Genomic DNA, 26,005 nt, shown 5'->3' with positions numbered 1-26,005 from the left:
CCCCATTTCTACCGACAACAGGGTTCTCTTCATGTCCTCGAACAATCGACGCGATTTCCTGCGCCTCGCCGCGCAGTCGGCCGGCGCGATGGCCGCCTACGCGGGCTTCCCGCCCGCGATCCGCAATGCGCTGGCGATGCCGGCCGCCTATCGCACGGGCACGATCCGCGACGTCGAACACGTCGTGATCTTCATGCAGGAAAACCGTTCGTTCGACCATTACTTCGGCGGGCTGCGCGGCGTGCGCGGCTTCAACGACCCGCGCCCGCACCTGCTGCCGAGCGGTGCACCGGTGTGGCAGCAGCCGCCGGCGTCGGTGTTCACGAAGAACTACCATTCGCGCGGCCTCGATCCGTCGGCGCCGTACGTGCTGCCGTTCTACCTCGATCCGAAGCAGACGACCGAATTCCAGCCGGGCACCAACCACGGCTGGAGCAGCGGCCACCTGTCCTGGAACAACGGCCAGTGGGACCAGTGGGTGAACCAGAAGCAGGACGTGCTGACGATGGGCTACCTGAAGCGCCAGGATCTCACGTACCACTACGCACTGGCCGACGCGTTCACGATCTGTGATTCGTACTTCTGCTCCGCGCACGCCGACACCGCACCGAACCGCATCTACCTGTGGACCGGCACGGTCGACCCGCGCAACATCTACGGCAACCCGCCGAACGGCCCGGGCATCGGCGAGCGCGACGACGTGAACGGCTACACGTGGACGACCTACGCGGAACGCCTCGAGAACGCGAAGATCAGCTGGAAGGTGTACCAGGGCGGCACGGGCATCCCGGGCGACCCGACCGACAACTACACCGACAACTCGCTGATGTTCTTCAAGCGCTTCCAGGTGAAGGAAGGCGCGAGCGGCCCGCTGGTCGACAAGGGCGCGTCGGACCATACGCTCGCCGAGCTGAAGGCGGACGTGCAGGCGAACCGGCTGCCGCAGGTGTCGTGGATCGTGTCGCCGTACAAGTACAGCGAGCACCCGCAGGCGTCGCCGACCGACGGCGCGTTCTACATCAACATGGTGCTCGAGGCGCTCACGTCGAACCCGGAAGTGTGGGCGAAGACGGTGTTCATCCTGAACTACGACGAGAACGACGGGTTGTTCGACCACGTCGTGCCGCCGGTGCCGCCGGTCACGAGCGGCGTGGGCGGCCAGGGCATCGTGTCGTCGAACCTGCTGTCGAATCTCGGCGACGAGCTGCTCGACCTGAACAAGTACCCGGGCGAAATGAGCCCGCTCGTGCCGGGCGCCGACCCGGGCGGCATCCAGCCGATCGGCCTCGGGCCGCGCGTGCCGCTGATCATCATCTCGCCGTGGACGAAGGGCGGCTGGGTGTGCTCGGAGACGTTCGACCATACGTCGGTGCTGCGTTTCCTCGAAGCGCGCTTCGGCGTGAAGGAGCCGAACATCAGCGCATGGCGCCGGTCGATCTGCGGCGACTTGACGTCGGCGTTCGACTTTTCCGCGCGCCCCGACACGCGCACGGTCAGCTTCACGGTGCCGCAGCACATCGCGACGGCCGGCCAGGCGTACCAGGTGCCCGCGCAGCAGTCGATGCCGACGCAGGAGCCCGGCACGCGTCCGGCACGTGCGCTGCCGTACGAGCTGTTCGTGCACAGCCGCGTGAGCGGGCACGACGACAGCGTGTCGCTCGACTTCGCGAACACCGGTGACGCAGGGGCCGCGTTCTACGTATACGACCGCCGCAACCCGACGACGCCGCCGCGCCGCTATGCGGTGTCCGCGCACGACCGCTTCGTCGACACGTGGAACACGTCGGCCGCGCGCGGCGACTACCATCTCGCGGCCTACGGCCCGAACGGCTATCTGTGCGAGTTCCAGGGCAACACGCGGCTCGCGGCGGACGGCCGCCACGCGAACCCCGAAGCGCGGATCGGCTACGACGTGCGCAACCGCCACGTGTACCTGCAACTGCGCAACAGCGGGCGCGCGACGTGCCGCGTCACGGTCGACAACGCGTATAGCCACAAGCATGCGCGGACCTACACGCTGGAGCCGGGCGAGCGCATCGAGGATCACTTCGAGCTGTCGTCGAGCCACGGCTGGTACGATCTGACGATCACCGCGACGACGCTGCGCGGCGGCGACGACAAGGTCGTGCGCCGCTTCGCGGGCCACGTCGAGACGGGGCGGCCGAGCCAAAGCGATCCGGGGCCGGTGAAGCACCCGACGGCCTGACGGTCGCCACGCGTCGCGCGAGGCGGGTGAGGTCAGCCCGCCGCGCGACCGCCGCCTGCCGGTTGCGCGGCGGTTGCATTCCGGCAGGCGGAATTGGCTTTTGGAAACTGAAAACTGTTGACAATGTGCCGGGCCGAGGGTATACAAGGATCATTCGCCGATATGGCGCCCTCGTTCTCTACCGCAGCCTTGCTGCCTGCCCGACCATGACAGCCCCGAACGCGCTCAGCGCCATCGAACTCCTGCAAAGCCAGTCGCTCGCGATGATCGTCCAGGACATGCTCGAGCGCGCGATCGTCTCCGGCGAATACGCGCCCGGCGAGAAGCTCAACGAAGTCGAGATCGCGACCAAGCTGAACGTGTCGCGCGGCCCCGTGCGCGAAGCATTCCGCGCGCTCGAGCAGGCCGGCCTGCTGCGCAACGAGAAGAACCGCGGCGTGACGGTGCGCGTCGTGCCGCTGCGCGAAGCCGAGGAGATCTACGAAGTGCGCGCGATGCTCGACGAGTCGGTCGCGCGCGCGCTCGCGAAGCGTATCTCGCCCGACACGCTGAAGGTGCTGAAGGGCATCATCCAGTCGATGAAGGACGCCGCGAAGACGCACGACGTCACGCGCTATACCGAGCTGAACGTGCAGTTCCACGATGCGATGGTCGTCGGCGTCGGCAATACGCATCTCACCGATACCTACCGCCGGCTCGTGCGCCAGCTCGGCCTGCTGCGCCAGGCGGCAATCGAGGCCGAAGAGGATGCAATCGCCGTGTCCGCGGCCGAGCACGACAAGATCGTGCAGGCGCTCGCGGGTGGCGATGAAGCGCAGGCGGTGGCGCTCGTGCGCGAGCACGTGTCGCACGGCCTAGAGCGCATGCGCCGCACGCATGAGCAGGGGCTGCCGGCGGCGGGGAAGGCGGCGCGGGAGAAGACCGTGCGCGCGTAAGCGCCCGGCAAGGCCCGCGCGGGGTGCCGCGCACGGCACAACGCAAAGGGACGCTTCGCCGCGTCCCTTTTTTCATTGCGTCTTCAGGTCATGCAGGTCCCGCAGGTCGACGCATCGTCACGCCTTGTCGGCTTTCCCCGCCGCGCTCGCGAATTTCGCGAGCCACGTGTCGACAACTGCCGGCGGCCGGCTCTCGTCCTCCGCGCGCTCCTTGCGGCGGATCGCATTGCGCACGACGTGCGCACCGACATAGCGGATCGGCTCCGGCGGGAAATGACCCAGCGGGCCGCGCACGATCGGGCTGCGCGTCCATGCGTTGTCGAGGTCGAGCACGAGCGACGACAGGATCTGCCCGCCCATGTAGGTCGGCCCCACGCCGTTGCCCGAGTAGCCGAAGCCGTAGAACAGGTTCGGCGCGTCGTCGAGGCGGCCGAAGAACGGGAAGCCGGTGACGGAGCGATCCGACGGCCCGTTCCAGCTCGCGGTGACCGGCACGCCCGCGAGCGACGGAAAGAACTCGCGCAGGCTTTGCGTGAGTTGCGCCTCGTACGGCGAGCGCTGATCGAACACGGGCGCGATGCGGCTGCGCCACGAGAACGTGTTGCCGCCCTTGCCGAGCATCAGCCGCCCGTCGGCGGTGGTGCGGTAGTAGTAGACGAAGATTCGCGAATCGAGCACCGACACGCCGTCCACGAGCCCGGTTTTCTCGAGCAGCTCGGGGCATTTCTCGGTGATGACCATGTCGCTCGACACGACCGCGATCGTGCGCTCGAACTGCGGGAAGCGGCTTGCCATCCACGCGTTGATCGCGAACACGAGCTTGCCCGCGCGCACGCTGCCGGACGGCGTGCGCACGACGGCCGGCTGCCCGGGCGTGAAGTCGAGCATCGGCGTACGTTCGTAGATCCGGATGCCCATCGCGAGCGCCACGTGCCGCAGCCCGCGCACGAGCTTGCCGGGATGCACGGTCGCGGCGATCGGCGAGTAGACACCGTCGAGATTGCGTGCGGACCCCGAGCGGCGCGCGACCTCGGCAGGCGGCAGCGGCTCGTAGCTATGGATGCCGCATGCGGCGAGCGCGTCGAGCACCGGCGCGAGCGTGCCGACCTGCGCGCGCGACGTCGCGGTGTACAGCGTGCCGTCGAGCCGCAGCTCGGCATCGATGTCGTGCGCGCGGCAGAAATCGGCGATGTGCTGCACGGCCGCTTCGGATGCTTTCACGAGCCGGATCGCCTCGGCTTCGCCGAACAGCCGCCGCAGCGTCAGGAATTTCGCGGACCACGTGAGCAGGCAGCCGCCGTTGCGACCGCTCGCACCGGCGCCGCACAGGTCGGCCTCGACGATCGCGATGTCGAGCGCGGGGTTCTGCTGCTTCGCCTGGATCGCCGTCCAGAGCCCGGTGAAGCCGCCGCCGACGATGCACACGTCGGCCTGCGTCGCACCTTGCAGTGCGGGGGCGAGATCGCCGTCGTTGAACAGCGCTTGTTCGATCCAGAAGGGTCGCATGGGAGGGTTCGTCGAAAAGGGGCCGTGCCGTGCACGGCCCGAAAAAAGACGGCCGCCGCATGCGAACGTGCATGCGGCGGGTTACATCACGTCACGTCAGGCGGCCGCTTCCGCCGACACGCGACGCACGCCCATTGCCCGCAACGTGTCGGCGATCGCGGCGACCGCGCCCGGGATGCCGGCTTCGCCGAAGTGGCCAATGCAGCCGACCCGGAACGTCTCGACCTCGGTCAGCTTGCCCGGATACAGGATGTAGCCGCGCTGCTTGACCTCCTGATAGAACCGCTTGAAGTCGTAGTTCGGATCGTCCGGTGCATGGAACGTGACGATGATCGGTGCCTGGATCGCCGGATCGAGGAACGGCCGGAAGCCGAGCGCGAGCATCCCGTCGATCAGCGCGCGATAGTTGCGCTGGTAGCGGCCGCCGCGCGCCGCGAGCCCGCCTTCGTCGACGTATTGCGCGACGGCGGCGTCGAGTGCCGCGACCACGTGCGTCGGCGGCGTGAAGCGCCACTGCGTCGTGCGTTGCATGTAGACCCACTGGTCGTACAGGTCCATCGCGAGCGAGTGGCTGTTGCCTTCGCAGCGTTCGAGCGCGCTGCGCTTCGCGATCACGAAGCCGAGCCCCGGCACGCCTTCGAGGCATTTGCCGGATGCGGCGATTACCGCGTCGAACGGCGTCGTGCGCGCGTCGATGTCGATCGCGCCGAACGAGCTCATCGCGTCGACGATCAGCGCGCGGCCGTGCTTCGCGACGACCTGCGCGATGTCGTGCAGCGGGTTCAGCACGCCGGCGCCCGTTTCGCAGTGCACGAGCGCGACGTGCGTGATGGTCGGATCGGCGGCGAGCGCGCGCTCGACGTCGGCCGGATCGACGCGGCGATCCTCGCTGTAGTCGATCGTCGTCAGCTGGCGGCCGAGCACGCGGCAGATCTTCGCGATGCGCTGGCAGTACGCGCCGTTGTTCGGCACGAGCACGTGGCCGTCGCGCGGCACGAGCGTGCCGAGGGCCGCTTCGACCGAGAACGTGCCGCTGCCTTGCAGCGGCACGCATTCGTGCGTGCCTTCGCCGTGCACGATCTGCAGCAGGCGTTCGCGCAAGCGCGCGGTGATCGCGTTGAAGTCGCTGTCCCACGATCCCCAGTCGCGCAGCATCGCGTCGCGCGTGGTGTCGGAGGTCGTCAGGGGGCCAGGGGTGAGCAGGATGGGCTGGGCGGCGAGCGTCATGGTGTCTCCTTGATGAAGTCGGGACGTCACGTGAATACGGTCAAAGAATCAACGGCGATGCGGATTGCGCCAGGCCTGCGTGCGGCGCAACAGTCGATGCGAGATGCACGCGAACAGCACGCACGCGAACGACGACGTCGCGAGCACGAGCGTGGCCATCGCGGCGGCCGGGCCCATCTGGCCCGCGTCGTCGAGGTTCAGGATCGCGACCGATGCGGGCTGCGTGTCGGGCGAGTAGAGGAACGCGACGGCCGAGACCGTCGTCATCCCGTTCACGAACAGATAGCGCGCGATCAGCAGGATCGCCGGCAGGCATACCGGCACGGTCACGCGCAGGAAGGTCTTGTAGAACGGCACCTTCAGCGACGCGGACACGGCCTCGAACTCGCTGTCGATCTGCCGGAGCGCGGTGACGGCGGTCAGGTGGCTCGATGCGTAGTAGTGCACCACCGTGACGATCGCGAGCAGCCACAGCGACCCGTACAGCCCGTTCAGCGGATTGCCGGGCGCGTTGAACAGGAAGATGTAGCTGATGCCGAGCACGAGCCCCGGCACGCCCATCGGCAGGATCGCGCACAGCGCGATGAAGCCGCGCAGCCAGCGCGCGCCGCGGGTCTTCTCGATCAGGTAGGCGCCGCCGAACACGACGATCGTGCCGCCGAGCGCCACGGTCGCGGCCATCCGCAGGCTGTTCTTGTACGCGTCGAAGATGCCGGCGCCGATCAGCCCCATCTCGTAGTGCTGCAGCCCGACGCTCATCTGGTACGGCCAGAACTTCACGAACGACGCGAACACCGAGATGCCGACCACCGCGATGAAGAACGCGCACACGATGCCGCAGTACGCGAGCATCGCGGCGTCGAAGCCGCGCGACGGCTTCGGCTGGTACGGCGTCGAGCGTGCGCCGAGCTGCGACTGCTGGCGGCGGCGGATGAAGAAGTCGACGCCGAACGCGACGAGGGCCGGACACAGCAGCATCAGGCTCACGACCGCGCTGCGGTTGAAATCCTGCAGGCCGATGATCAGCTTGTAGATGTCGGTCGACAGTACGTTGTACGAACCGCCGATCACCACCGGCACGCCGAAGTCGTTGATGCACATCGTGAACGCCACCATCGTCGCGCTGATCAAGCCGTACTTCGCGCCCGGCAGCGTGATCGTGAAGAACTTGCGGATGCGACTCGTGCCCATCGCGTCGGCGGCCTCGTAGAGCCGGCCGTCGGCCAGCGACAGCGCGGTGACGAGGATCATCAGCACGTGCGGGAACGACGCATACACCATGCTCAGCACGATGCCCGGCAGCCCGTAGATCGAATGGCCGTGCAGCAGCGGCTTGAGCAGCCCCGCGTTGCCGAACCAGTAGATGAACGACACCGCGGACAGCAACGTCGGCGCGAGCAGCGGCAGCAGCGCGATCGTGCGCGCCGCGTTCTTCAGCGGCATGCACGAGCGCGTCAGCGCGTAAGCGAACGTGAACGCCATCGGCACGACGATCGACGTGACGAGCGCGCCGACCGTCAGTGAATGCAGCATCGAGCGCAGCACGCCGCTGTCCTCGAGATACTCGACGAAGTTGTGCGCGCCGACGAAGCGCCCGTCCGCATCGACGAAGCATTTCTGCACGACGAGCGCGAGCGGCAGCAGCAGGAACATCGACATCAGCGCGGCCATCGCGACGAGCGCGAGCTGCGCGATGCGGTCGTGCCAGTGCGTGATCTGCCGCACGTCGGCGGGGGCGGAGGCGCCGCGGCGGCGCTCGGTCAGGACGGTGCTCATTGCAGTCGCTCCTTCGCGCTCGGGAACACGCGGACATGCTCGCGATCGAGCGCGAGGTCGATGCGCGCGCCGGCCTGCACGCCGGTGCGGTCGACGTCGTGATACGACAGGTCGGCGACGATCTCCTGGCCGTCGAGCCCGTCGATCCGGAAGCTCACGCGGCAGAACGCGCCGAGGAATTCGAGCTTCTCGACGCGGCCGGCCAGCACGTTGTCGGCCGTCTCGCCCGGCACGCGGATGCGCAGGTCCTCAGGCCGCACGTAGACCGACACCGCCGCGCCTTGCGCCGGCCGTGCCGTGCCATGGCGGCAGTCGAGGCCGACCGCGCCCGCGCGCAGCGAGCCGTCCTGCGCGACTTCGGCGGGAATCGTGTTGACGCGGCCGATGAAGTCCGCGACGAACGGCGACGCGGGCTGCCGGTAGATTTCGAGCGGCGTGCCGATCTGCTCGATCACGCCGTGGTTCATCACGACGATGCGATCGGCCATCGACAGCGCTTCTTCCTGGTCGTGCGTGACCATGATCGTCGTCACGCCGAGCCGCTGCTGCAGCGCGCGGATCTCCTGGCGCAGCCGCACGCGCACCCGCGCGTCGAGCGCCGACAGCGGCTCGTCGAGCAGCAGCAGGCCGGGGGAGGTGGCGAGTGCGCGCGCCAGTGCGATGCGCTGCTGCTGGCCGCCGGACAGCTGGCCCGGATGCTTGCGATGGCTGTCGGGCAGGCCGACCAGCGCGAGCAGCGTGTGCACGCGCTCGTGGATCGCGTCGCGCTTCATCTTGCGGTTCACGAGCCCGTACGCGACGTTGTCGTACACGGTGAGGTTGGGGAACAGCGCGTACGACTGGAACACGATCCCGTAGTCGCGCAGTTGCGGCGGCAGCCGCGAGATGTCGCGGCCGTCCTGCATGATGTGGCCGGCGTTCTGCGTCTCGAGCCCCGCGATGATCCGCAGCAGCGTAGTCTTGCCGCAGCCGGACGGCCCCAGGAAGCAGATCATTTCGCCCTTCATCACGCTCAGGTTGATGTCGGTCAGGACCTGCGTGTCGTTGTACCGCTTCTCGATGCGTTCTACGCTCAGATAAGGTGCCATGCGCGCCTCCATGCTGGGGCGGCCCGGGGGCCGGATTCGACGATGGAAAGGGTGGCGCGGGGCGGCGCGCGGCGCGGCCCCGCGGCGGGTCGCGGTATTACTGCTGCGCTTTCGCGCCGTAGCGCTTCTGCCACGTATCGAGAATCGACTGGCGGTTCTTCGCCGACCACACGAAATCGTTCTTCACGAGCAGGTCCGAGTAGTTGTCGGGGATGCCGGCCAGCTTGCGCGCGACGCCCGGGTACGCGACGATCGCCCACCAGCGCGCGGTGATCTGGTTCGCCTCCTTGCTCGCCATGAAGTCGGCCAGCTTCTTAGCGGCGTCGGGCTGCTTCGTCGTCTTCATGATCGCGGTGCCTTCCATGTCCCAGCCGAGCCCTTCCTTCGGGAACACGAGATCGATCGGCGCGCCCTGCGACTGCAGTTCGTGGCCGCGGAACTCGAACGAGATGCCGATCGGGAATTCGCCGGTGCCGGCGAGCGTGCACGGCTTCGAGCCCGAATGCACGTATTGCGCGACGTTCTTGTCGAGCGCGTCCATGAATTTCCAGCCTTTGTCGTCGCCGAAGGTCTGCAGCCACGCGGTCACGTCGAGGTAGCCGGTGCCGGACGAAACCGGGCTCGGCATCACGATCGCGCCTTTATAGACAGGCTTCGTCAGGTCTTCCCACGACGTCGGCTTCGGGATGCCCTTCGCCTGCGCGGCGACGCGGTTGTAGCAGATCGTCGCGCCCCACACGTCCATGCCGACCCAGTGCGGCGGCGTGTTCGCGTCGCTGTACTTGCGCGTGAGCTGGTCGAAGCCCTTCGGCGCGTACGGCATCAGCATCCCCTGTAGGTCGAGCAGCGTCAGGCTCGACGCGGCGAGGCCGAGCACGACGTCCGCGCGCGGGTTGTTCTTCTCGGCGAGCAGCTTCGCGGTGACCGAGCCGGTCGAGTCGCGAACCCAGCGGATCTCGATATCGGGGTTCGCTTTCTCGAACGCGTCCTTGTAGGGCTTCATCGCCTCGTCTTCCAGCGCGGTATAGACGAGCAGCGACGTCTTCGCGTGCGCCGCCTGCACCGCGCCGAGCGCGACCGCCGCGGCCAGCGCGAAACGGGCCGCGCCCGCCGCCCATGCGTTCAAACGCTTGTTTACCGGCACTTCGTTCATCTTCAGACCCCTTGACTGTGACGCCGCGGCACGCGGCGGATGAGTGGAGACCAGCCCTCTTGCTGCACCGTTGTTTTGCTTTCTGTTCTCTGCATGTTGTTGACAATCTACAAATCATCAATTTTAATGTCAAGCATGGAAAACACCTCCCTTCGGCGCGGCGCGGGCGCCGACGGCTCACCCCTTCGACCTGAAAGGAATGAACGTCATGAATGAAACGCCTGTATCCGTGGAAGTGAACGGCCGCCGCTACAACTGGATGAGCCGGCCCGTGGTGGTCGTCTGCGTCGATGGCTGCGCATACGAATATCTGGAAGAAGCGGCCGAGGCCGGCGTCGCGCCGTTCCTGCGCACGCTGCTGAAGCCGGGCACGGCGCTCAAGGGCGAGTGCGTGGTGCCGAGCTTCACGAACCCGAACAACCTGTCGATCGTGACAGGCGTGCCGCCGGCGGTGCATGGGATAAGCGGCAACTACTTCTACGATCGCGACACCGGCGCCGAGGTGCTGATGAACGATCCGAAGTACCTGGTCGCACCGACCGTGCTCGCGACCTTCGCGGAGCAGGGTGCGAAAGTCGCGGTCGTCACCGCGAAGGACAAGCTGCGCCGCCTGCTCGGCAAGGGGCTGAAGGGCATCTGCTTCTCGTCGGAAAAGGCCGATGAGGCGAGCATCGAGGAAAACGGCATCGACAACGTGCTCGAGCTGGTTGGCAAGCCGGTGCCGAGCGTGTACAGCGCGGACCTGTCGGAATTCGTGTTCGCGGCCGGCGTGCGCCTGCTCGAGACGCGCCCGATCGACCTGATGTACCTGTCGACCACCGACTACGTGCAGCACAAGTGCGCGCCCGGCACGGAAGGCGCGAACGCGTTCTACGCAATGATGGACACCTACCTGCAGCGTCTCGACGCGCTCGGCGCGATCGTCGCGATCACGGCCGACCACGGGATGAACGCGAAGCACGACGACGAAACCGGCGAGCCGAACGTGATCTACCTGCAGGAGCTGTTCGACGAGTGGCTCGGCGAGGATGCGGCGCGCGTGATCCTGCCGATCACCGATCCGTACGTCGTGCACCACGGCGCGCTCGGCTCGTTCGCGACCGTCTACGTGCCGGCGACGGCCGACGCCGAAGCGCTGCGCGCACGGCTCGCCGCGGTCGACGGCATCGAGGTCGTGCTCACGGGCGCCGAGGGTTGCGCGCGCTTCGAGCTGCCGCCGGCGCGGATGGGCGACCTGATCGTGATCTCGAAGCAGGACGTCGTGCTCGGCACGCGCCGCATCAAGCACGACTTGTCGGGTCTCGACGTGCCGCTGCGCTCGCACGGCGGGATCTCGGAGCAGATCGTGCCGCTGATCTTCAGCAAGCCGGTCGCCGGCGACGTCTCGGGCCGCGCGCGGCTGCGCAACTTCGACATCATCGACATCGCGCTCAACCATCTGCAGTGATGCGCACGCATCCGTAAGGGGACACACTCATGAACGCCATTGCAGCATCGACGGACGTCCGCGAGATTCGTCGCGAAGCACTGCGAATCGATGGAGAACGGATTCATCGGGACGCGGTAATCGAAGTGCGCAACCCGTACGACGGCGAGCTCGTCGGCACCGTGCCGAAGGCGACGCTGGACGACGTGCGGCGCGCGTTTGCCGCCGCACGTGCGTACCGGCCGACACTGACGCGCCACGATCGTGCGGCGATCCTGCGCCGTGCGGCCGACATCGTGCGCTCGCGCACTGCCGGGATTGCAGCGCTGATCACGGCCGAGGCCGGCTTGTGCATCAAGGATTCGACGTACGAAGCGGGCCGCGTGGCCGACGTGCTGACGTTCGGTGCCGGGGAAGTGCTGAAGGACGACGGGCAGATCTTCTCGTGCGACCTGACTCCGCACGGCAAGAAGCGCCGCGTGTACACGCAGCGCGATCCGCTGCTCGGCGTGATCTCGGCGATCACGCCGTTCAATCACCCGATGAACCAGGTCGCGCACAAGATCGTGCCGTCGGTGGCCACCAACAACCGGATCGTGGTGAAGCCGTCGGAGAAGGTGCCGCTGTCGTGCTACCTGTTCGCGGACATCCTGTACGAAGCCGGCCTGCCGCCGCAGATGCTGCAAGTGCTCACCGGTGATCCGCAGGAGATTGCCGACGAGCTGATCACGAACCCGGCGATCGATCTCATCACGTTCACGGGCGGCGTATCGATCGGCAAGTCGATTGCGTCGCGGATGGGCTACCGGCGCGCGGTGCTCGAACTCGGCGGCAACGATCCGATCATCGTGATGGAAGACGCCGATCTCGACGAAGCGAGCACGCTCGCGGTGTCGGGTTCGTATAAAAACTCGGGGCAGCGCTGCACGGCGATCAAGCGGATGCTCGTGCACGAGTCGGTGGCCGATCGCTTCACGGAGCTGGTGGTCGAGAAAACCAGGGCGTGGTCGTACGGCAACCCGGCCGATCCGTCGGTGGACATGGGCACGGTGATCGACGAGGCGGCCGCGAAGTTCTGCGAGCAGCAGGTGAATGACGCAATCGCCCGCGGGGCGCGGCTGCTGGTCGGCAACGTCCGCAACGGCGCGCTGTATTCGCCGACGGTGATCGATCGCGTGACGCCCGACATGCCGCTCGTGAAGTACGAAACCTTCGGCCCCGTGTCGCCGATCATGCGCTTTCGCGACATCGACGACGCGATCCGGATGTCGAACAGCACCGACTATGCGCTGTCGTCATCGGTCTGCACGAACCGCTTCGACCACATCACGCGCTTCATCACCGAGCTGGAAGTCGGCAGCGTGAACGTGCGCGAAGTGCCGGGCTACCGGCTCGAGCTGACGCCGTTCGGCGGCGTGAAGGATTCGGGGCTCGGGTACAAGGAGGGCGTGCAGGAAGCAATGAAGAGCTTCACGAATACGAAGACGTATTCGCTGCCGTGGTAAGCGACGCGTGATGCGCGCGCGCCGGCTCGAAGGCCGGCGCGCGGAGATTCCCCGGGCGGATGCGCCCGCGATGGCCGCCAGGCGACGGTCAATCGTCGTCGTCGTGGTGGTGATGTCGCCAGCCGCGATGCCAGCCGTTGTCGTGACGGTAGCGGCGATAGCGATATTCGCCGTAGTACGGGCCGTAATAGGCGGGTGCCGGCTCGTACACGACGGGCGGCGTGTAGTAGACAGGCGGCGGCGCCTCGATCACCGGCCCCGGCACGCCCAAGTACACGCCGACGTCGGCGTGCGCGAATGCGCCTGCCGACAGGCAGGCGGCCGCGAGTCCGACGGCACTGGAGAACAGGAAGCGTTTCATTTGCCGTTCACTCCGTTCGCGGGGCAAGGCCCGCGAGCAACAGGTTGACCTGCCTTCATGGTACGTAGCGCATGCCGAACGGGTGATACCACGGTGTCGCTTCTGTAACCGCCGGTAACGAATCGTCGGATCATTGCCGCGCTGCATCGCGACGGATTTCATCTGAGGGATGAGGGGGGCTGGCCGGCGCGTTATTCGTCGCGCTCATATCGATAGCCGATTTGCGTTTTTGCCGGGCCTCGACGCGTCGGTAGAATTCGCGGACCTCTCGAACGGCATATATGTGCCGCGGGACCATTCCCTCCAATCATTCGGGGTCCGCACCATGAAATTCCTTCGCTCCATCCTGGTCGTCGCCATGCTGCAGGCCGTTTCGGTCACGAGCGCACTGGCTGCCGACGACCTGTCGCAGATCAAGTCGTCCGGCGTGTTCCGGGTCGGTACCGAAGGCACGTACGCGCCGTTCACGTACCACGACGAAACCGGCAAGCTGACGGGCTTCGACGTCGACATCGCGACCGCGATCGCGCAGCGCCTCGGCGTGAAGCCGCAGTTCGTCGAAGGCAAGTGGGACGGGTTGATCGCGGGCCTCGACGTGAACCGCTACGACGCGGTCGTCAACGAAGTGTCGATCACCGACGCGCGCAAGGCGAAATACGATTTCTCGACGCCGTACATCACGTCGCGCGCGGTGCTGATCGTGCGTGCGGACAACACGACGATCCGCTCGTTCGACGACCTCAAGGGCAAGAAATCCGCGAACACGCTGACCAGCAATTTCGGCAAGCTCGCGGCCGCGCACGGTGCGGACGTCGTGCCCGTGCAGGGCTTCAACGAATCGATCGACCTGCTGAGCTCGGGGCGCGTCGACGCGACGATCAACGATTCGCTGTCGTACCTCGATTTCCGCAAGCACAAGCCGGACGCGAAGCTGAAGATCGCGGCGACCGACACGGGCGGCGCGAGCGACGCATCGGGCGTGCTGCTGCGCAAGGGCAGCCCCGCGCTGGTGGCCGCGATCGACAAGGCGCTCGCGGACATCAAGGCCGACGGCACCTACGCGAAGATCTCGCAGAAGTATTTCGGCCGCGACGTGTCGCAGCCGTGACGCGAGGCTGAACGATGCCGGCCTGGCTTCACCTGATGGCGGAATCGCTGCGGCCCCTGCTCGTCGCGGGGCTCGTGTTCACGGTGCCGCTCACGCTCGCGTCGTTCGCGATCGGCCTGCTGCTCGCCTTCGGCGCGGCGCTCACGCGGCTGTTCGGGCCGCGCTGGGCGCAGGCCGCCGTCCGTTTCTACATCTGGCTGTTTCGCGGTTCGCCGCTGCTCGTGCAGCTGTTCGTAATTTTCTACGGGCTGCCGAGCGTCGGCATCGTGCTCGATCCGCTGACGGCCGCGGTGATCGGCTTCTCGCTGAACGTCGGCGCGTACAACGCCGAGGTGATCCGCGGCGTGATCGAATCGATTCCGAAGGGGCAGTGGGAAGCCGCGTACTCGATGGCGATGACGCGCCCGCAGGCGCTGCGCCGCGCGATCCTGCCGCAGGCCGCGCGCGTCGCGCTGCCCGCATTGTCTAATTCGTTCATTTCGCTCGTGAAGGACACGTCGCTCGCGGCCGTGCTGACCGTGCCGGAAATCTTCCAGGCCGCGCAGCGGATCGCGGCCGTGACCTACGAGCCGATGATTCTCTATACGGAAGCCGCGCTGGTCTATCTGCTGCTCAGCTCGGTGCTGTCCACGCTGCAGCGTCGCCTCGAAATCCGCTTCGGCCGTCATGCGCTGTTCCAGGCGGAACTGCGATGATTAGGCTCGAACGCATCGACAAGTCGTTCGGCACGCACCGCGTGCTGCAAGGGATCGACCTTGCGTTGCAACCCGGCAGCGTGACGGCGCTGATCGGGCCGTCCGGCAGCGGCAAGAGCACGCTGCTGCGTTGCGTGAACCTGCTCGAAGTGCCCGAGGCGGGCACGCTGACGGTCGGCGACGCCCGCATCGACTTCTCGCCGGCGCAGCGGCCGGCGCGCGACGCGGTGTTCGCGGTGCGCCGACAGACCGGCATGGTGTTCCAGAACTTCCAGCTGTTTCCGCACCTGAGTGTCGTGCAGAACGTGATGGAAGGGCTCGTCACCGTGCAGCGCTGGCCGCGCGAGCGGGCCCGCGAACGTGCGCTCGCGCTGCTCGAGAAGGTCGGCATCGCGGACAAGGCCGACGCGTGGCCCGGCACGCTGTCGGGCGGCCAGCAGCAACGCGTCGCGATCGCGCGTGCGCTCGCGCCGTCGCCGCAGGTGCTGTTGTGCGACGAGCCGACGTCGGCGCTCGATCCGGAGCTGTCCGTCGAAGTGGTCGAGGTGCTGCGCCAGCTCGCACGGGAAGGCACGACGATGCTGATGGCCACCCACGACCTGCGCCTGGCCGCGTCGATTGCACACGACGCGGTGTTTCTCGCGGAAGGCCGCGTTGTCGAAGCCGGTGCGTCGCGCGACCTGTTCGGCGATCCGCGCGATCCGCGCACCGCGAAATTCATCTCGACGCTCGCGCAGGGCGTGCCGGTGTTCTGACGCGGCACACGTGACAAGCGACATGCGACATGCGCTTCGGCGGGCGTCAACCTTGCGCTGATGCGTCGAGCACCGCCGCGACGATCGCCTCCGGCGCATCTTCCTGCACCAGATGGCCTGCGCCCGGCACCCGAATCAGCTGGCCGTGTGCGATGCGATCGGCCAGCGCCTGCCCCTGTTCGAGCGGAATCCACGCGTCGTCCTCGCCCCACACGATGCGCACCGGAAAGTCCGGCGGCGCGTAACGGGCCTCGGCTTCCTCGATGTAGCGCTGGCGCATCTGCGCGATCTGGCGATAGAACGCGGCCTGCCCGTCGGGCGTGAGCCACGGCGCGCGGTAGATCGACAGCGCCTCGTCGCTCAGCGGCCGCGCGACCGCCTTGCCGAGATACGCCGACACCAGCGCGTGATGCGCATACGCGGGCAATCCGGTGAAGGCGGCTTCGTGCTGCGCGACATGACGCACGAACGGCGAACCCTGCGGCGCGATCGCGACCGGATTCACGAGCGTGAGATCCGCATAGGCGACGCCGTCGAGAAAGTGCGCGCGCAGCACGGTTGCGCCGCCGTAGTCGTGCGCGAGTACGCGGGGGCGTGAGATGTTCCACTCGTCGAGCAGCGCGCCGAACAGCCTGTTCTGGCGGCCGAGCGACACGTCCGCGTCCGGCATGTCGGACTGACCGTAACCGAGCAGGTCGTAGAAGAACACGCGATGACGCCGCGCGAGCCACGGCGCGATCCGGCGCCACACCTGCGACGAAAACGGCGTGCCGTGCACGAGCACGAGCGGCGGGCCTTCGCCGATCGTTCCCCAGGCAATCCGGTGGCCTTCGAAAATGAAGCGGTTGGCGAGTTCGAGCATCGGCCTCTCCGTGCTAACCTGTTTTGGTTGTTAACAGGTTACTCCCGATTGTCCGGGTATGAAACCGATAGGTGAAAATAAATGGTTACTCGACACGAGTCCGCGCGGGCCGCGCACGCATGGGGTTCGGCCGATTTCGTCGGCGGCCATCCGGCGCTCGATTTCCTCAACACGGTGGCCGATACGGGCAAGACGCGCGACGCGGACAAGCTCGTCGACTGGCCGGCCGTGCATGCGTGGGCGGAACGATCGGGGCTGCTGGCGCCGGCCGATCTGGCGCGGATGCTGCGTCATGCGCGGCAGGACGACGCGGACGCGCTGGCGGCGCTGCATCGCTTTCGCGAGGATGCCTACACGGCAATCTCGCACCTGACGGCCGGAGGCGGCGGCACGACCGGCGCGCGCGCGGCGGACCGGCTCGCCGTCGCGATTCGCGAGGCGATCGGGCGCAGCGCGTTCGATGCGGTCGACGGCCGGTTCGCGTGGCGGCCCGACGCGCGTGCCGCGTCGCGCTGGGTCGACGCGGCCGCACTCGGCTTCGAGCAACTGCTGCGCAGCGACGATTTCGCGCGGGTGAGGCAGTGCGGCCGGTGCACGTGGTTCTTCGTCGATCGCGGCCGCGGCGTCGGGCGCCGCTGGTGCGACATGCGCACATGCGGGAACCGCGCGAAGGTGGAGGCGTTCAGGGAGCGGTGACGCGCGCGCCGTACCGCTTGTCGTGCCACGCGATGTGCGGCCGGCGCGCGAGCATCATGGGGCGACCTCGTGCGACCGATGCTCCGGCCACAGCGTCGCGGCGACGAACAGCCCGGCCGCGAGGAACGGCGCACCGATTGCGAGCAGGATGGCCGTGAGGCCCCAGCGATCCCAGAAGCGGTCGACGACCGCGCGCTCGGGGGTGACGGGGTCGTACAGCACGTTGACCGCTTCGCCTTCCTGCAGGCCCGGATGCGACGACGCCGCGCCCTGGGCGAACGTGATCCGGCGTCCGCTGTCGGTCGTGAACGCGACGATCGCCGAATACAGCGACGTGCGCGAGCGGGCCGATCGCGCATTTTTTGCGATCTCGACGACGTGGCCGGTTGAGCGCGCGTAGTGGTGGGCGATCTGCCACTGACGCAGGCCGGCTGCGCCGGCACCGGCAATGAAGCCCGTGCCGATCGTGATCGGAATCAGCACGATCGCGATATCCCAGCGGCGTCGCGCCTGCTTGCGCTCGGCCCGGGCGGGCGGCGCATCGGATTGCATGCGGTGGCGCTTGCCGGCGATCAGCAGGGCGCCGATCGCGAACGACGCGACGGCGAGCAGCGCCGCCACCGCCGCCGGAAACCAGCGTTGCGCGAAATCGTCGATCAGCGCGGGGCGCTCGGGATGGACGGGATCGAGCAGGACCTCGACGTTCTCGCCGATGTCGTAGGCGGGGGTGGTCGACGCGGTATTGCCAGCGACCTCGCGGCGCTGGCCGTCGTTCGCGAGATACGCGACGATCGGCCGGTACGCGCGCATCGCGTCGCTGTCCTGCACGATACGGACGACCGTGCCCGGCGTGCGGACAAGATGACCGGTCGCCTGGCCGGTCATGACGGCGAGCACGCCTGCCAGTACGAGCAGTACGACGCCGAGCGCCATGGCGACAAGTGCGTCCTTACCCGGCATGGCCGGATCCGGTTCGTGCGTCGCACTGCGGATGCCGGTGTGATCGGGGGAATGGCGTGTCCTCACGGACCGGCCGATATCGGCGCAACCAGGCTCTCTGAATGGTCGCGTCTCGGTTACATGCTTCCATGTCTGACGTCCCATGTTCTCTCAGTGCCGGCGGGCAAACGGCAGTGCCTGCGCCGGTCGTGTGATATTTGTCGGACGATTCTAGCGGAAACGATGTGGAACAGGCGTGCGATGGCGTACTGCGACAGGGCGCACGCCGCGCGTGCGGCGGAAAAGGAAAAAGCCCGGTTAGCTTTCGCTAACCGGGCTTCGGAATTCCTGGTGGGGCGTGAGTGACTCGAACACTCGACCTACGGATTAAGAGTCCGCTGCTCTACCAACTGAGCTAACGCCCCCAACAGAAGAAAGATTATGCACGGGTATTTCGGGTCTTGCAAGCCCTTTCTGCAAATTTCCTGAAAATATTTCGTCACCACGACGGCAGTTGCCGGCCCGATCACGAGCGATCGCAGTTTTCGCGCTCCCGGTATGATGACGCCACATGTGTTGCGCGGCGGTCGCGCAACGCTTTCTGGGCTTCCCGAAGATGGACGAAAACGCAGTCCGCGAATTGCTGGATCGCCTGCTGGCCCCCTGGGTCCGCTCGCTCGGTCTGGTCCCCGTGTCGATCGGCGACGACAGCGTCACGCTGCGCCTGCCGTTTTCCGGCGAATTCCGCCATTCGGGCGGCATCATCTGCGGCCAGGTGTTCACGGCGGCCGCCGACACCGCGATGGTGGTCGCGATCTCGGTCGCGCTCGGCGAGTTCCGGCCGATGACCACCGTATCGCTGAACACGAACTTCATGCGGCCCGTGCGCAAGGGCGACGTGCTCGTCACCGCACGCGTGCTGCGGATGGGCCGCAATCTCGTGTTCGGCGAAGTCGAACTGTTCGACGAGGACGGCAAGATGGCCGTTCACGCGACGTCGACCTACGCGCTCGTCAGCTGAGCGGCGCGATGTTCGACCAGATCGTCTTTGCGGGCGGCGGTAATCGCTGCTGGTGGCAGGCTGGCTTCTGGGACGTCGCCCAGCCGGCGCTCGGCCTGCGCCCGCGCGTGATCACCGGCATCTCGGCCGGCGCGGCGACCGCGTGCATGCTGTATACGCGCGACGCCGCCTGGGTGATGCGCTATTACGAAGAGGCGCTGCGCCACAACCGGAAGAACGCGTACTGGGGCAACCTGTTCGGGCGCGAGCCCGTGTTTCCGCATTACCGGATTTACCGCCAGGCGCTGCTCGACATCTACGGCGAGCCGTTCGCGAAGCTGGCCGCGGCGCCGGAGATCCGCATCGGCGTGTCGCATGTGCCACGCTGGCTCGGCGCGCGCAGCGCGGTGGCCGCCGGGCTCGTCGCGTACAACATCGAGAAGTACGTGCGCAAGACGCTGCACCCGACGCTCGGGCGCTCGCTCGGCTTTCGGCCGGAATTCGTGCGCGCGCAGGCCTGCGCGCGCGTCGACGATCTCGCCGATCTGATCCTGCAGTCGTCCTGCACGCCGCCGTTCACGCCGGTGCTGCGCCGCGGCGGCCGGCCCGTGCTGGATGGCGGGATGGTCGACAACGTGCCGGTCGACGCGCTCGACCCGACGCCCGGCGACGTGCTGGTGCTCGTCACGCGGCTGTACCCGCGCCCGCAGATGTTCACGGTCGCGCACGGCGAGCAGCGACGGCTGTACGTCCAGCCGTCGAGCAAGGTGCCGATTTCGAGTTGGGATTACACGAGCCCGTCGCAGATGCGGCATGCGTACGACCTCGGGCGGCGCGACGGCGAGCATTTCCTCACGCGCGTCGGCGCGATGACGGGCGGCCGCGTGGCCGCCTGAAGACGGGAAGCAGGAGGAGCAGGAAGCGGGGCCGCGCGGCAGGCGCGGCCCGCGGCGCTCAGCGCACGCGGCGCGGCGTCAGTGCTTCCGGGTTGACGACGCTCGACATGTCGCCCTGGTCGAACGCCAGGATGTTCCGGAATGCCGCGCTGAAGTAGAGCTCGTAGCTTTCGCGCTCGACGTAGCCGATGTGCGGCGTGCAGATCACGTTTTCCATCCGCAGCAGGCTGTAGCCCTGCAGGATCGGCTCGCTCTCGAACACGTCGATCGCGACCATCCCCGGGCGGTTGTGCGACAGCGCGTTGACCAGTGCATTTTCCTCGAGCAATTCGGCACGGCTCGTGTTGACGAGCAGCGACGTCGGCTTCATCCGCATCAGGTCTTCCTGCTTCACGATCCCGCGCGTGTCGTCATGCAGGCGCAGGTGCAGCGACAGCACGTCGCTCTGCTCGAACAGCGCTTCGCGGCTTTCGGCGGCCGTATAGCCGTCGGCGCGTGCGGCCTCGAGCGAATGCTCGCGGCCCCAGATCAGCACGTTCATCCCGAACGCCTTGCCGTAGCCGGCGACGAGCCGCCCGATCTTGCCGTAGCCCCAGATGCCGAGCGTCTGGCCGCGCAGCACCTGGCCGAGGCCGAAGTTCGGCGGCATCGCCGACGTCTTCAGGCCCGACTGTTGCCACGCGCCTTGCTTCAGGTTCGCGACGTATTGCGGAATGCGGCGCTGGGCGGCCATCACGAGCGCCCAGGTCAGTTCGGCGGGGGCAATCGGCGAGCCGGTGCCTTCGAGCACGGCGATGCCGCGGTCGGTACACGCCTCGAGATCGATGTGGCTCGAAATGCGTCCGGTCTGGCTGATCATGCGCAGGTTCGGCAGCTTGGCGAGCAGTTGCGACGAAATCGGGGTCCGTTCGCGAATCAGCACGAGCGCCTCGACTTCCGCCAGACGGCTGGCGAGCTGTCCCAATCCGCGCACCGTATTGTTGAAGACCTTCACGTCGTGGTCGGCAAGCATCTCGAAGCAGTTCAGCTTGCGGACGGCGTCCTGGTAGTCGTCGAGGATGGCAATTTTCATGGTGAGCGGGTGTCGCGCGTTGAAAGCGGCGGTGGCGGCGGCGCACGTCGCGCACCCGTCCCGCCCGGCCGGGGCCGACATGATGCTACGTCGGCCGCCTTCATGGTGTCTTTTTAACAGGTTGTTACGCTCCGCCGCAATTGGCGGCGGCCTGACCCGGCGCCGCTTGCGCGACGGGTGGAAGGGTGCGCTGTTGTGTCGCATCAAATACGTCCTTCCTGATTCGGCCACTTACTCGACGAGGTTCACCCAATTGTTGCTCCAATCAGAATAATTGGATCAACTATCCGCATAAGGCGAGGATTTTTGACTATTTTTATCGTCAACCGGGGCCTTGTTGAGCAACTCTGCATCATTTCCGCTGTCGTAGGAGAATTACGCATTTGCTTCATCTTTTTGAAGTTGTAACAGCGGCAGGAGTCGTTTATGGATCATTTGCAGTCGATGCGCGTGTTCGTCAAGGTTGCAGATCTCGGCAGTTTTGCGCGGGCCGCGAGTGCAATGGATATCTCCAACGCGGTCGCGACGCGTCACGTCGCCGATCTGGAAGGCCGTCTCGGCACGCGTTTGCTGAACCGCACCACGCGCAGCCTTTCCCTGACGGAGTCGGGCCAGGTCTATCTGGAGCGTGCTCGCCAGATCCTCGATGAGCTCGAGGACGTCGAGCAGATGGTCGTTGCGCGCAATCACGAGCCGGTCGGAACGTTGCGCATCGTTGCGCCTGTCGTGTTCGGCCTGCACAACCTCGCGCCCGTGTTGCAGTCGTACACGGAGAATTTCCCGAAAGTGGTGCCGGATCTCACGCTGGTCGACCGGCAGGTCGATCTCGTCGAGGAAGGCTTCGACGTCGGCATCGTCGTCACGCGCCAGATGCGCAGCGCGAGCATCGTCACGCGGCGCCTGACCACCGGCTGCATGACCGTGTGCGCGACGCCGAGCTATCTGGAGAAGCACGGCGTACCGACCCATCCGGAGCATCTCGCCGAGCACCCGAGCCTGAGCCTGCCGACCGAATACTGGGGTGACGAGCGTGTGTTCACGGGGCCGGACGGCGAAGTGCGCGTGCGCCCGACCAATGTGATCGTCGCGAACAACACCGCGATGCTGCGCCAGTTCGCGCTGCTCGGGATGGGGGTCGCGATTCTGCCGAGCTACCTGATCGGCGGCGATATCGCGCGCGGCGCGCTCGTGCGGCTGCTGCCGGATTTCCGGCTGCCGCAGGTCGAGATCAACATCGCTTACCCGAGCCGGCGCCATCTGCCCGCGAAGGTGCGCACGTTCATCGACCACCTCGTCGAGCATTTCAGCCACTCGACCGACGCGACGATGGGCGAGCAGTGGGCCGCGCAGAGTTCGGCGCTCGCGCCGATCGGTGTCGAGACACGTGCCGAGCAGCCGGAAGCGGCCGACCCGAACCTGTCGCCGCGTCTGCCGCGTTCGCCGCGCACGCGCGTTGCGGCGCCGTCGCCGCTGTAACGGCGCGACGGCCGGGCGGCGGTTGCCGCCGGCACAAAAAAAACGCGGATCGAGCAATCGATCCGCGTTTTTTTATGGCTGCCTGCCCGAGTTCGGCATGGCCGGGGGCGCCCCGGCCGTCAGGCCGTCACGAGCCCGTCTTGCGCGCCGTCGTCTTGCGGGCGGCGGTCTTGCGGGCCGGTGCCGGTTTCTCTTCGGCACCTTCCGTCACGGTTTCGGCATCCTTCGTCGCCGATTTTGCCGTCTTCTTCGCGGCAGCGGCCTTCGGCTCCTTCTTCTCGAACTCGAAGCCGATCTTGCCGTCCGGCTGCTTCACGAGGAAGGCCTTGAAGTTGCGTCCCGTGCGCGACGACTTGAAGTTCGGCAGCAGATCCGTGCGGCCGTCGGCCAGCAGCTTGCCCATCTGCTCGCGCGTGATTTCCTGCTGCAGGATCACCTTGCCGGAGCGGAAGTCGCAGGTCTTCGGGTTGGCCACCGAGTGCTCGCACACGTAGCTCATCCCGTGCTCGAACACGCGGCCCTTGCACTTCGGGCACGCGCCGACCGGCTCCTGTGCGGAAAAGTCGGGCGCTTCGCCTTCCTCACCGCCGGTGTCCTGGCCGAAATCGAACTCGAGCTTGTAGTTCTTCGTCTCGTCGTCGAAGGACAGCTTGAGGATCGCCGAGAACGGGCGGCCCATCTTGCTGCGGAAGCCGGACAGCGGGCCGATCGTCTTCTCGCGCAGCAGCTCCTCGACTTCCGCGATCTCGAACTGCCGGCTGCCCGGGATCTTCGAGATCGAGAACTCGCACTTCGTGCACGCGAAGCGGCGGTAGTTTTCCTTCACCTGGCCGCCGCAGTTCGGGCACGGCGTCTCGAGCGTCGCGTAATCGCCGGGGATCGTGTCCGAATCGTATTCCTTCGCGCGCTTCACGATCTGCTGCGTCATGCGGGCGATTTCCTGCATGAACGCTTCGCGCCCGAGGTTGCCGCGCTCCATCTGCGACAGCTTGTATTCCCATTCGCCGGTGAGCTCGGGCGCGGTGAGTTCCTTCACGCCGAGCCCGCGCAGCAGCGTCATCAGCTGGAATGCCTTCGCAGTCGGGATCAGTTCGCGGCCTTCGCGCACGAGGTATTTCTCGCCGAGCAGGCCTTCGATGATCGCCGCGCGCGTGGCCGGCGTGCCGAGGCCCTTCGCGGCCATCGCCTCGCGCAGTTCGTCGTCCTCGACGAGCTTGCCCGCGCCTTCCATCGCGGACAGCAGCGTCGCTTCCGAGTAGCGTGCGGGCGGCTTCGTGACGAGCGCGACGGCGGCGATTTCGTCCGTCTTCACCTTCTCGTCCTTCTGCACCGGCACGAGGTTCGCATCCGCGCCTTCGGCGTCGCGGCCGTACACCTGCAGCCAGCCCGGCTCGACCAGCACCTTGCCTTCGGTCTTGAAATGATGGCCGGCGACTTCGGTGATCCGCGTCGTGACGCGGAATTCGGCGGCCGGGAAGAACACGGCGAGGAAGCGCTTCACGACCATGTCGTACAGCTTCTGCTCCGGCTCGGACAGCGACTTCGGCGCCTGCAGCGTCGGGATGATTGCAAAGTGGTCGCTGATCTTCGAGTTGTCGAAGATCCGCTTGTTCGGCTTCACCCAGCCCTTGTCGAGCACCTGCTTCGCGTGCGGCAGGTAGTTGTTGCTCTCCTTGAGCATCTCGAGCGTGGACTGGACCGTCGACAGGTAGTCTTCCGGCAGCGCGCGCGCGTCGGTACGCGGGTAGGTCAGCACCTTGTGCTTTTCATACAGCGCCTGCGCGAGGCCGAGCGTGTTCTTCGCGGAGAAGCCGAAGCGGCTGTTCGCTTCACGCTGCAGGCTCGTCAGGTCGAACAGCAGCGGCGACAGCTGCGTCGACGGCTTCGATTCCTCGGAGACCGTGCCGACCTGGTCGCGGCACGCGGCGACGATCGTTTCGGCAGCCGGCAGGCTCCACAGGCGGGAGTCGCGCTTTTCCGGATCGAATTCGTCGCGCTTGAATTTCGGGTCGTACCACTTGCCTTCGTAGAAGCCGCCCGCGCACGCGAATTCGGCCTTCACTTCCCAGTAGTCGCGCGGGACGAAGCGGCGGATTTTCTCTTCACGTTCGACGACGATCGACAACGTTGGCGTCTGAACACGGCCCACTGTCGTCAGGAAGAAGCCGCCGCCCTTGCTGTTGAACGCGGTCATCGCGCGGGTGCCGTTGATCCCGACGAGCCAGTCGGCTTCCGAGCGGCAGCGTGCGGCGTCGGCGAGCGGCAGCATGTCCGCGTCGCTGCGCAGGTTCGCGAAGCCGTCGCGGATCGCCTGCGGGGTCATCGACTGCAGCCACAGGCGCTGGACCGGCTGCTTCGCCTTCGCATGCTGCGCGATCAGGCGGAAAATCAGCTCGCCCTCGCGCCCCGCGTCACATGCGTTGATCAGGCGGTCGACGTCCTTGCGCTTCAACAGCTTGGTGAGCACCTTGAGGCGCGACTCGCTTTTTGCGATCGGGTTCAGGTCGAAATGCGGGGGGATGACGGGCAGATGCGCGAAGCTCCATTTCCCGCGCTTGACCTCGTACTCTTCCGGGGCGGCGATTTCCAGCAGGTGGCCGACAGCGGACGAAAGGACGAAATCGTCGCTCTCGTAATACTCGTCATGCTTGGTAAAGCCGCCCAAAGCGCGTGCGATGTCGTTCGCGACAGAAGGCTTTTCCGCAATGATCAGTGCTTTGGACATGACAGGTGTGTGTTGGTAGACCGGGTTCGCCGGTTGTGGGTCCCTTTTACGACCGCTTTATAGCACACGCCGCAGCAATGGCGGCTCAGCGCGTAAAAAGCGGCTCATCATAGAGGGGGGGCGCAACGGCGGCAAGCGCCCGGCGCGGCGGGGCGCGCAAACGCGCGCTAAACCACCGGCCGGCTCGCGAATTCAGGCTTCGACGGCCAGGATGTTGCGCAATTTCGGTGCGTGCGGCGCACCGGGTACCGCGCTCAGGTCGGACAGCATCCGCTCGACGATCGCCGCATGCGGCAGCACCGTGCCGAAGAAGCGGGCGGTGTGGGTATCTTCGATCAGGATGGTCGGGAAGTTCTCGACGTCGAGATCGTCGAGCTGATCGGCATGCGTTTCGATGTCGATCCAGGCAAAGCAGGCGTCCGGATGCGCGTCGGCGAGCTGGTCGAAGGCCGTCCGGTAGTCGCGGCACGTGCCGCACCACTCGGCGCACAGGCAGGCGACGAGCAACGTGCCGGGATCGGCGAGGCGCTCGGCGATCCGATCCGCATCGGTGTCGAGATTCAGCGCGGGCATGGGTTTCCTTGGGTATCGTCGGCGG

At 66.8% G+C, this 26,005-nt stretch carries 22 protein-coding genes and 1 tRNA gene; 11 read left to right on the top strand and 12 right to left on the bottom strand.

From position 1 onward, the window contains the following. The first annotated feature begins 31 nt into the window (after nt 1–31). Together QZM35_RS31975 and QZM35_RS31970 are read left to right on the top strand one after the other, a co-directional pair. The gene (locus tag QZM35_RS31975) at nt 32–2,206 is read left to right on the top strand and encodes a phosphocholine-specific phospholipase C (RefSeq protein ID WP_089431859.1); all 2,175 of its coding nucleotides are present in this window, start codon (nt 32–34) and stop codon (nt 2,204–2,206) included. A 206-nt stretch (nt 2,207–2,412) separates the two neighbouring features. Beyond that, complete coding sequence (locus QZM35_RS31970; protein ID WP_301777464.1) at nt 2,413–3,141, top strand: phosphonate utilization associated transcriptional regulator; 729 nt, start codon at nt 2,413–2,415, stop codon at nt 3,139–3,141. 117 nt (nt 3,142–3,258) lie between these two features. On the opposite strand, the gene QZM35_RS31965 is transcribed toward QZM35_RS31970, so the two are convergent. The 5 genes from QZM35_RS31965 to QZM35_RS31945 all read right to left on the bottom strand — a co-directional run bounded on the left by QZM35_RS31965 (nt 3,259) and on the right by QZM35_RS31945 (nt 9,891). Further along, nucleotides 3,259–4,647: an FAD-dependent oxidoreductase gene (locus tag QZM35_RS31965; protein WP_301777463.1), complete on the bottom strand. Its 1,389-nt coding sequence runs from the start codon at nt 4,645–4,647 to the stop codon at nt 3,259–3,261. A gap of 96 nt (nt 4,648–4,743) precedes the next feature. After that, a complete protein-coding gene (locus QZM35_RS31960) occupies nt 4,744–5,874 on the bottom strand; it encodes a 2-aminoethylphosphonate--pyruvate transaminase (protein ID WP_089426610.1) in 1,131 nt (376 codons plus the stop codon). Between the two features lie 48 nt (nt 5,875–5,922). After that, on the bottom strand, nt 5,923–7,650 hold the full coding sequence (locus QZM35_RS31955) for a putative 2-aminoethylphosphonate ABC transporter permease subunit (protein ID WP_301777462.1): 1,728 nt from the start codon (nt 7,648–7,650) through the stop codon (nt 5,923–5,925). After that, nucleotides 7,647–8,738 carry a putative 2-aminoethylphosphonate ABC transporter ATP-binding protein gene (locus QZM35_RS31950; protein WP_089426675.1) on the bottom strand — a complete coding sequence of 364 codons (1,092 nt, stop codon included), beginning with the start codon at nt 8,736–8,738 and terminating at the stop codon, nt 7,647–7,649. Before QZM35_RS31950 ends, QZM35_RS31955 begins: the two co-directional genes overlap by 4 nt. Before the next feature lie 97 nt (nt 8,739–8,835). Continuing rightward, nucleotides 8,836–9,891, bottom strand: a complete 1,056-nt coding sequence (locus tag QZM35_RS31945) for a putative 2-aminoethylphosphonate ABC transporter substrate-binding protein (RefSeq protein WP_089426608.1) — start codon at nt 9,889–9,891, stop codon at nt 8,836–8,838. A gap of 208 nt (nt 9,892–10,099) precedes the next feature. Between QZM35_RS31945 and phnA the strand changes: the two genes are divergently transcribed. After that, nucleotides 10,100–11,338 (top strand): phosphonoacetate hydrolase, encoded by a 1,239-nt coding sequence (phnA, locus tag QZM35_RS31940; protein ID WP_047852694.1) that lies wholly within the window; start codon nt 10,100–10,102, stop codon nt 11,336–11,338. A 29-nt stretch (nt 11,339–11,367) separates the two neighbouring features. Next, entirely contained in the window at nt 11,368–12,822 is a 1,455-nt protein-coding gene (gene phnY, locus QZM35_RS31935) for a phosphonoacetaldehyde dehydrogenase (protein WP_301777461.1), read from the top strand. A gap of 88 nt (nt 12,823–12,910) precedes the next feature. Here phnY and QZM35_RS31930 read toward each other — a convergent pair whose 3' ends face one another. Beyond that, nucleotides 12,911–13,183, bottom strand: a complete 273-nt coding sequence (locus QZM35_RS31930) for a hypothetical protein (protein ID WP_301777460.1) — start codon at nt 13,181–13,183, stop codon at nt 12,911–12,913. A 325-nt stretch (nt 13,184–13,508) separates the two neighbouring features. On the opposite strand from QZM35_RS31930, the gene QZM35_RS31925 reads away from it, so the two are divergent. The 3 genes from QZM35_RS31925 to QZM35_RS31915 are packed head-to-tail and all read left to right on the top strand — an operon-like array spanning nt 13,509 to nt 15,741. Further along, on the top strand, nt 13,509–14,291 hold the full coding sequence (locus QZM35_RS31925) for an amino acid ABC transporter substrate-binding protein (RefSeq protein WP_043185191.1): 783 nt from the start codon (nt 13,509–13,511) through the stop codon (nt 14,289–14,291). A gap of 14 nt (nt 14,292–14,305) precedes the next feature. Next, nucleotides 14,306–14,986, top strand: coding sequence for an amino acid ABC transporter permease (locus QZM35_RS31920; RefSeq protein WP_089426605.1), 681 nt, complete (start codon nt 14,306–14,308; stop codon nt 14,984–14,986). Beyond that, nucleotides 14,983–15,741 (top strand): amino acid ABC transporter ATP-binding protein, encoded by a 759-nt coding sequence (locus tag QZM35_RS31915; RefSeq protein WP_174975896.1) that lies wholly within the window; start codon nt 14,983–14,985, stop codon nt 15,739–15,741. The genes QZM35_RS31920 and QZM35_RS31915 overlap by 4 nt, the downstream gene beginning before the upstream one ends. A 46-nt stretch (nt 15,742–15,787) precedes the next feature. Here the strand turns inward: QZM35_RS31915 and QZM35_RS31910 are convergent, their stop codons facing one another. Next, complete coding sequence (locus tag QZM35_RS31910; RefSeq protein ID WP_089426603.1) at nt 15,788–16,603, bottom strand: alpha/beta fold hydrolase; 816 nt, start codon at nt 16,601–16,603, stop codon at nt 15,788–15,790. Between the two features lie 81 nt (nt 16,604–16,684). Between QZM35_RS31910 and QZM35_RS31905 the strand changes: the two genes are divergently transcribed. Beyond that, nucleotides 16,685–17,299: a CGNR zinc finger domain-containing protein gene (locus tag QZM35_RS31905; protein ID WP_089426602.1), complete on the top strand. Its 615-nt coding sequence runs from the start codon at nt 16,685–16,687 to the stop codon at nt 17,297–17,299. A gap of 54 nt (nt 17,300–17,353) precedes the next feature. Here the strand turns inward: QZM35_RS31905 and QZM35_RS31900 are convergent, their stop codons facing one another. Continuing rightward, entirely contained in the window at nt 17,354–18,403 is a 1,050-nt protein-coding gene (locus QZM35_RS31900) for a DUF3592 domain-containing protein (RefSeq protein ID WP_174975899.1), read from the bottom strand. A 184-nt stretch (nt 18,404–18,587) separates the two neighbouring features. Then, a tRNA-Lys gene (locus QZM35_RS31895) sits at nt 18,588–18,663 on the bottom strand. 191 nt (nt 18,664–18,854) lie between these two features. Between QZM35_RS31895 and QZM35_RS31890 the strand changes: the two genes are divergently transcribed. Together QZM35_RS31890 and QZM35_RS31885 are read left to right on the top strand one after the other, a co-directional pair. Then, a complete protein-coding gene (locus tag QZM35_RS31890; RefSeq protein ID WP_059232891.1) occupies nt 18,855–19,259 on the top strand; it encodes a PaaI family thioesterase in 405 nt (134 codons plus the stop codon). An 8-nt stretch (nt 19,260–19,267) separates the two neighbouring features. Then, entirely contained in the window at nt 19,268–20,134 is an 867-nt protein-coding gene (locus QZM35_RS31885; protein WP_089426600.1) for a patatin-like phospholipase family protein, read from the top strand. Between the two features lie 58 nt (nt 20,135–20,192). Here QZM35_RS31885 and QZM35_RS31880 read toward each other — a convergent pair whose 3' ends face one another. After that, a complete protein-coding gene (locus tag QZM35_RS31880; protein ID WP_089426599.1) occupies nt 20,193–21,206 on the bottom strand; it encodes a D-2-hydroxyacid dehydrogenase family protein in 1,014 nt (337 codons plus the stop codon). 426 nt (nt 21,207–21,632) lie between these two features. Here QZM35_RS31880 and QZM35_RS31875 point away from each other — a divergent pair, with 426 nt between their 5' ends. Beyond that, nucleotides 21,633–22,682: a LysR family transcriptional regulator gene (locus tag QZM35_RS31875; protein WP_089426598.1), complete on the top strand. Its 1,050-nt coding sequence runs from the start codon at nt 21,633–21,635 to the stop codon at nt 22,680–22,682. Nucleotides 22,683–22,809: 127 nt separating this feature from the next. Here the strand turns inward: QZM35_RS31875 and QZM35_RS31870 are convergent, their stop codons facing one another. Together QZM35_RS31870 and QZM35_RS31865 are read right to left on the bottom strand one after the other, a co-directional pair. Next, a complete protein-coding gene (locus QZM35_RS31870; protein ID WP_039353751.1) occupies nt 22,810–25,407 on the bottom strand; it encodes a DNA topoisomerase III in 2,598 nt (865 codons plus the stop codon). 192 nt (nt 25,408–25,599) lie between these two features. Continuing rightward, nucleotides 25,600–25,980, bottom strand: a complete 381-nt coding sequence (locus QZM35_RS31865) for a thioredoxin family protein (RefSeq protein ID WP_039353754.1) — start codon at nt 25,978–25,980, stop codon at nt 25,600–25,602. Nucleotides 25,981–26,005: the final 25 nt, after the last annotated feature.

This window comes from Burkholderia sp. AU45274 (genome assembly GCF_030482505.1).
Classification (GTDB): domain Bacteria; phylum Pseudomonadota; class Gammaproteobacteria; order Burkholderiales; family Burkholderiaceae; genus Burkholderia.
Note: the sequence above shows the minus strand (reverse complement) of the source record. Positions and strands in the feature narration are given on the sequence as shown.

Coding starts and splice junctions, on each gene's coding strand:
- QZM35_RS31880 (WP_089426599.1), bottom strand. CDS start 21,206: ATGAAAATTGCCATCCTCGACGACTACCAGGACGCCGTCCGCAAGCTG.
- QZM35_RS31865 (WP_039353754.1), bottom strand. CDS start 25,980: ATGCCCGCGCTGAATCTCGACACCGATGCGGATCGGATCGCCGAGCGC.
- QZM35_RS31870 (WP_039353751.1), bottom strand. CDS start 25,407: ATGTCCAAAGCACTGATCATTGCGGAAAAGCCTTCTGTCGCGAACGAC.
- QZM35_RS31945 (WP_089426608.1), bottom strand. CDS start 9,891: ATGAACGAAGTGCCGGTAAACAAGCGTTTGAACGCATGGGCGGCGGGC.
- QZM35_RS31875 (WP_089426598.1), top strand. CDS start 21,633: ATGGATCATTTGCAGTCGATGCGCGTGTTCGTCAAGGTTGCAGATCTC.
- phnY (WP_301777461.1), top strand. CDS start 11,368: ATGAACGCCATTGCAGCATCGACGGACGTCCGCGAGATTCGTCGCGAA.
- QZM35_RS31905 (WP_089426602.1), top strand. CDS start 16,685: ATGGTTACTCGACACGAGTCCGCGCGGGCCGCGCACGCATGGGGTTCG.
- QZM35_RS31920 (WP_089426605.1), top strand. CDS start 14,306: ATGCCGGCCTGGCTTCACCTGATGGCGGAATCGCTGCGGCCCCTGCTC.
- QZM35_RS31915 (WP_174975896.1), top strand. CDS start 14,983: ATGATTAGGCTCGAACGCATCGACAAGTCGTTCGGCACGCACCGCGTG.
- QZM35_RS31965 (WP_301777463.1), bottom strand. CDS start 4,647: ATGCGACCCTTCTGGATCGAACAAGCGCTGTTCAACGACGGCGATCTC.
- phnA (WP_047852694.1), top strand. CDS start 10,100: ATGAATGAAACGCCTGTATCCGTGGAAGTGAACGGCCGCCGCTACAAC.
- QZM35_RS31975 (WP_089431859.1), top strand. CDS start 32: ATGTCCTCGAACAATCGACGCGATTTCCTGCGCCTCGCCGCGCAGTCG.
- QZM35_RS31925 (WP_043185191.1), top strand. CDS start 13,509: ATGAAATTCCTTCGCTCCATCCTGGTCGTCGCCATGCTGCAGGCCGTT.
- QZM35_RS31955 (WP_301777462.1), bottom strand. CDS start 7,650: ATGAGCACCGTCCTGACCGAGCGCCGCCGCGGCGCCTCCGCCCCCGCC.
- QZM35_RS31930 (WP_301777460.1), bottom strand. CDS start 13,183: ATGAAACGCTTCCTGTTCTCCAGTGCCGTCGGACTCGCGGCCGCCTGC.
- QZM35_RS31950 (WP_089426675.1), bottom strand. CDS start 8,738: ATGGCACCTTATCTGAGCGTAGAACGCATCGAGAAGCGGTACAACGAC.
- QZM35_RS31960 (WP_089426610.1), bottom strand. CDS start 5,874: ATGACGCTCGCCGCCCAGCCCATCCTGCTCACCCCTGGCCCCCTGACG.
- QZM35_RS31890 (WP_059232891.1), top strand. CDS start 18,855: ATGGACGAAAACGCAGTCCGCGAATTGCTGGATCGCCTGCTGGCCCCC.
- QZM35_RS31910 (WP_089426603.1), bottom strand. CDS start 16,603: ATGCTCGAACTCGCCAACCGCTTCATTTTCGAAGGCCACCGGATTGCC.
- QZM35_RS31885 (WP_089426600.1), top strand. CDS start 19,268: ATGTTCGACCAGATCGTCTTTGCGGGCGGCGGTAATCGCTGCTGGTGG.
- QZM35_RS31900 (WP_174975899.1), bottom strand. CDS start 18,403: ATGGGACGTCAGACATGGAAGCATGTAACCGAGACGCGACCATTCAGA.
- QZM35_RS31970 (WP_301777464.1), top strand. CDS start 2,413: ATGACAGCCCCGAACGCGCTCAGCGCCATCGAACTCCTGCAAAGCCAG.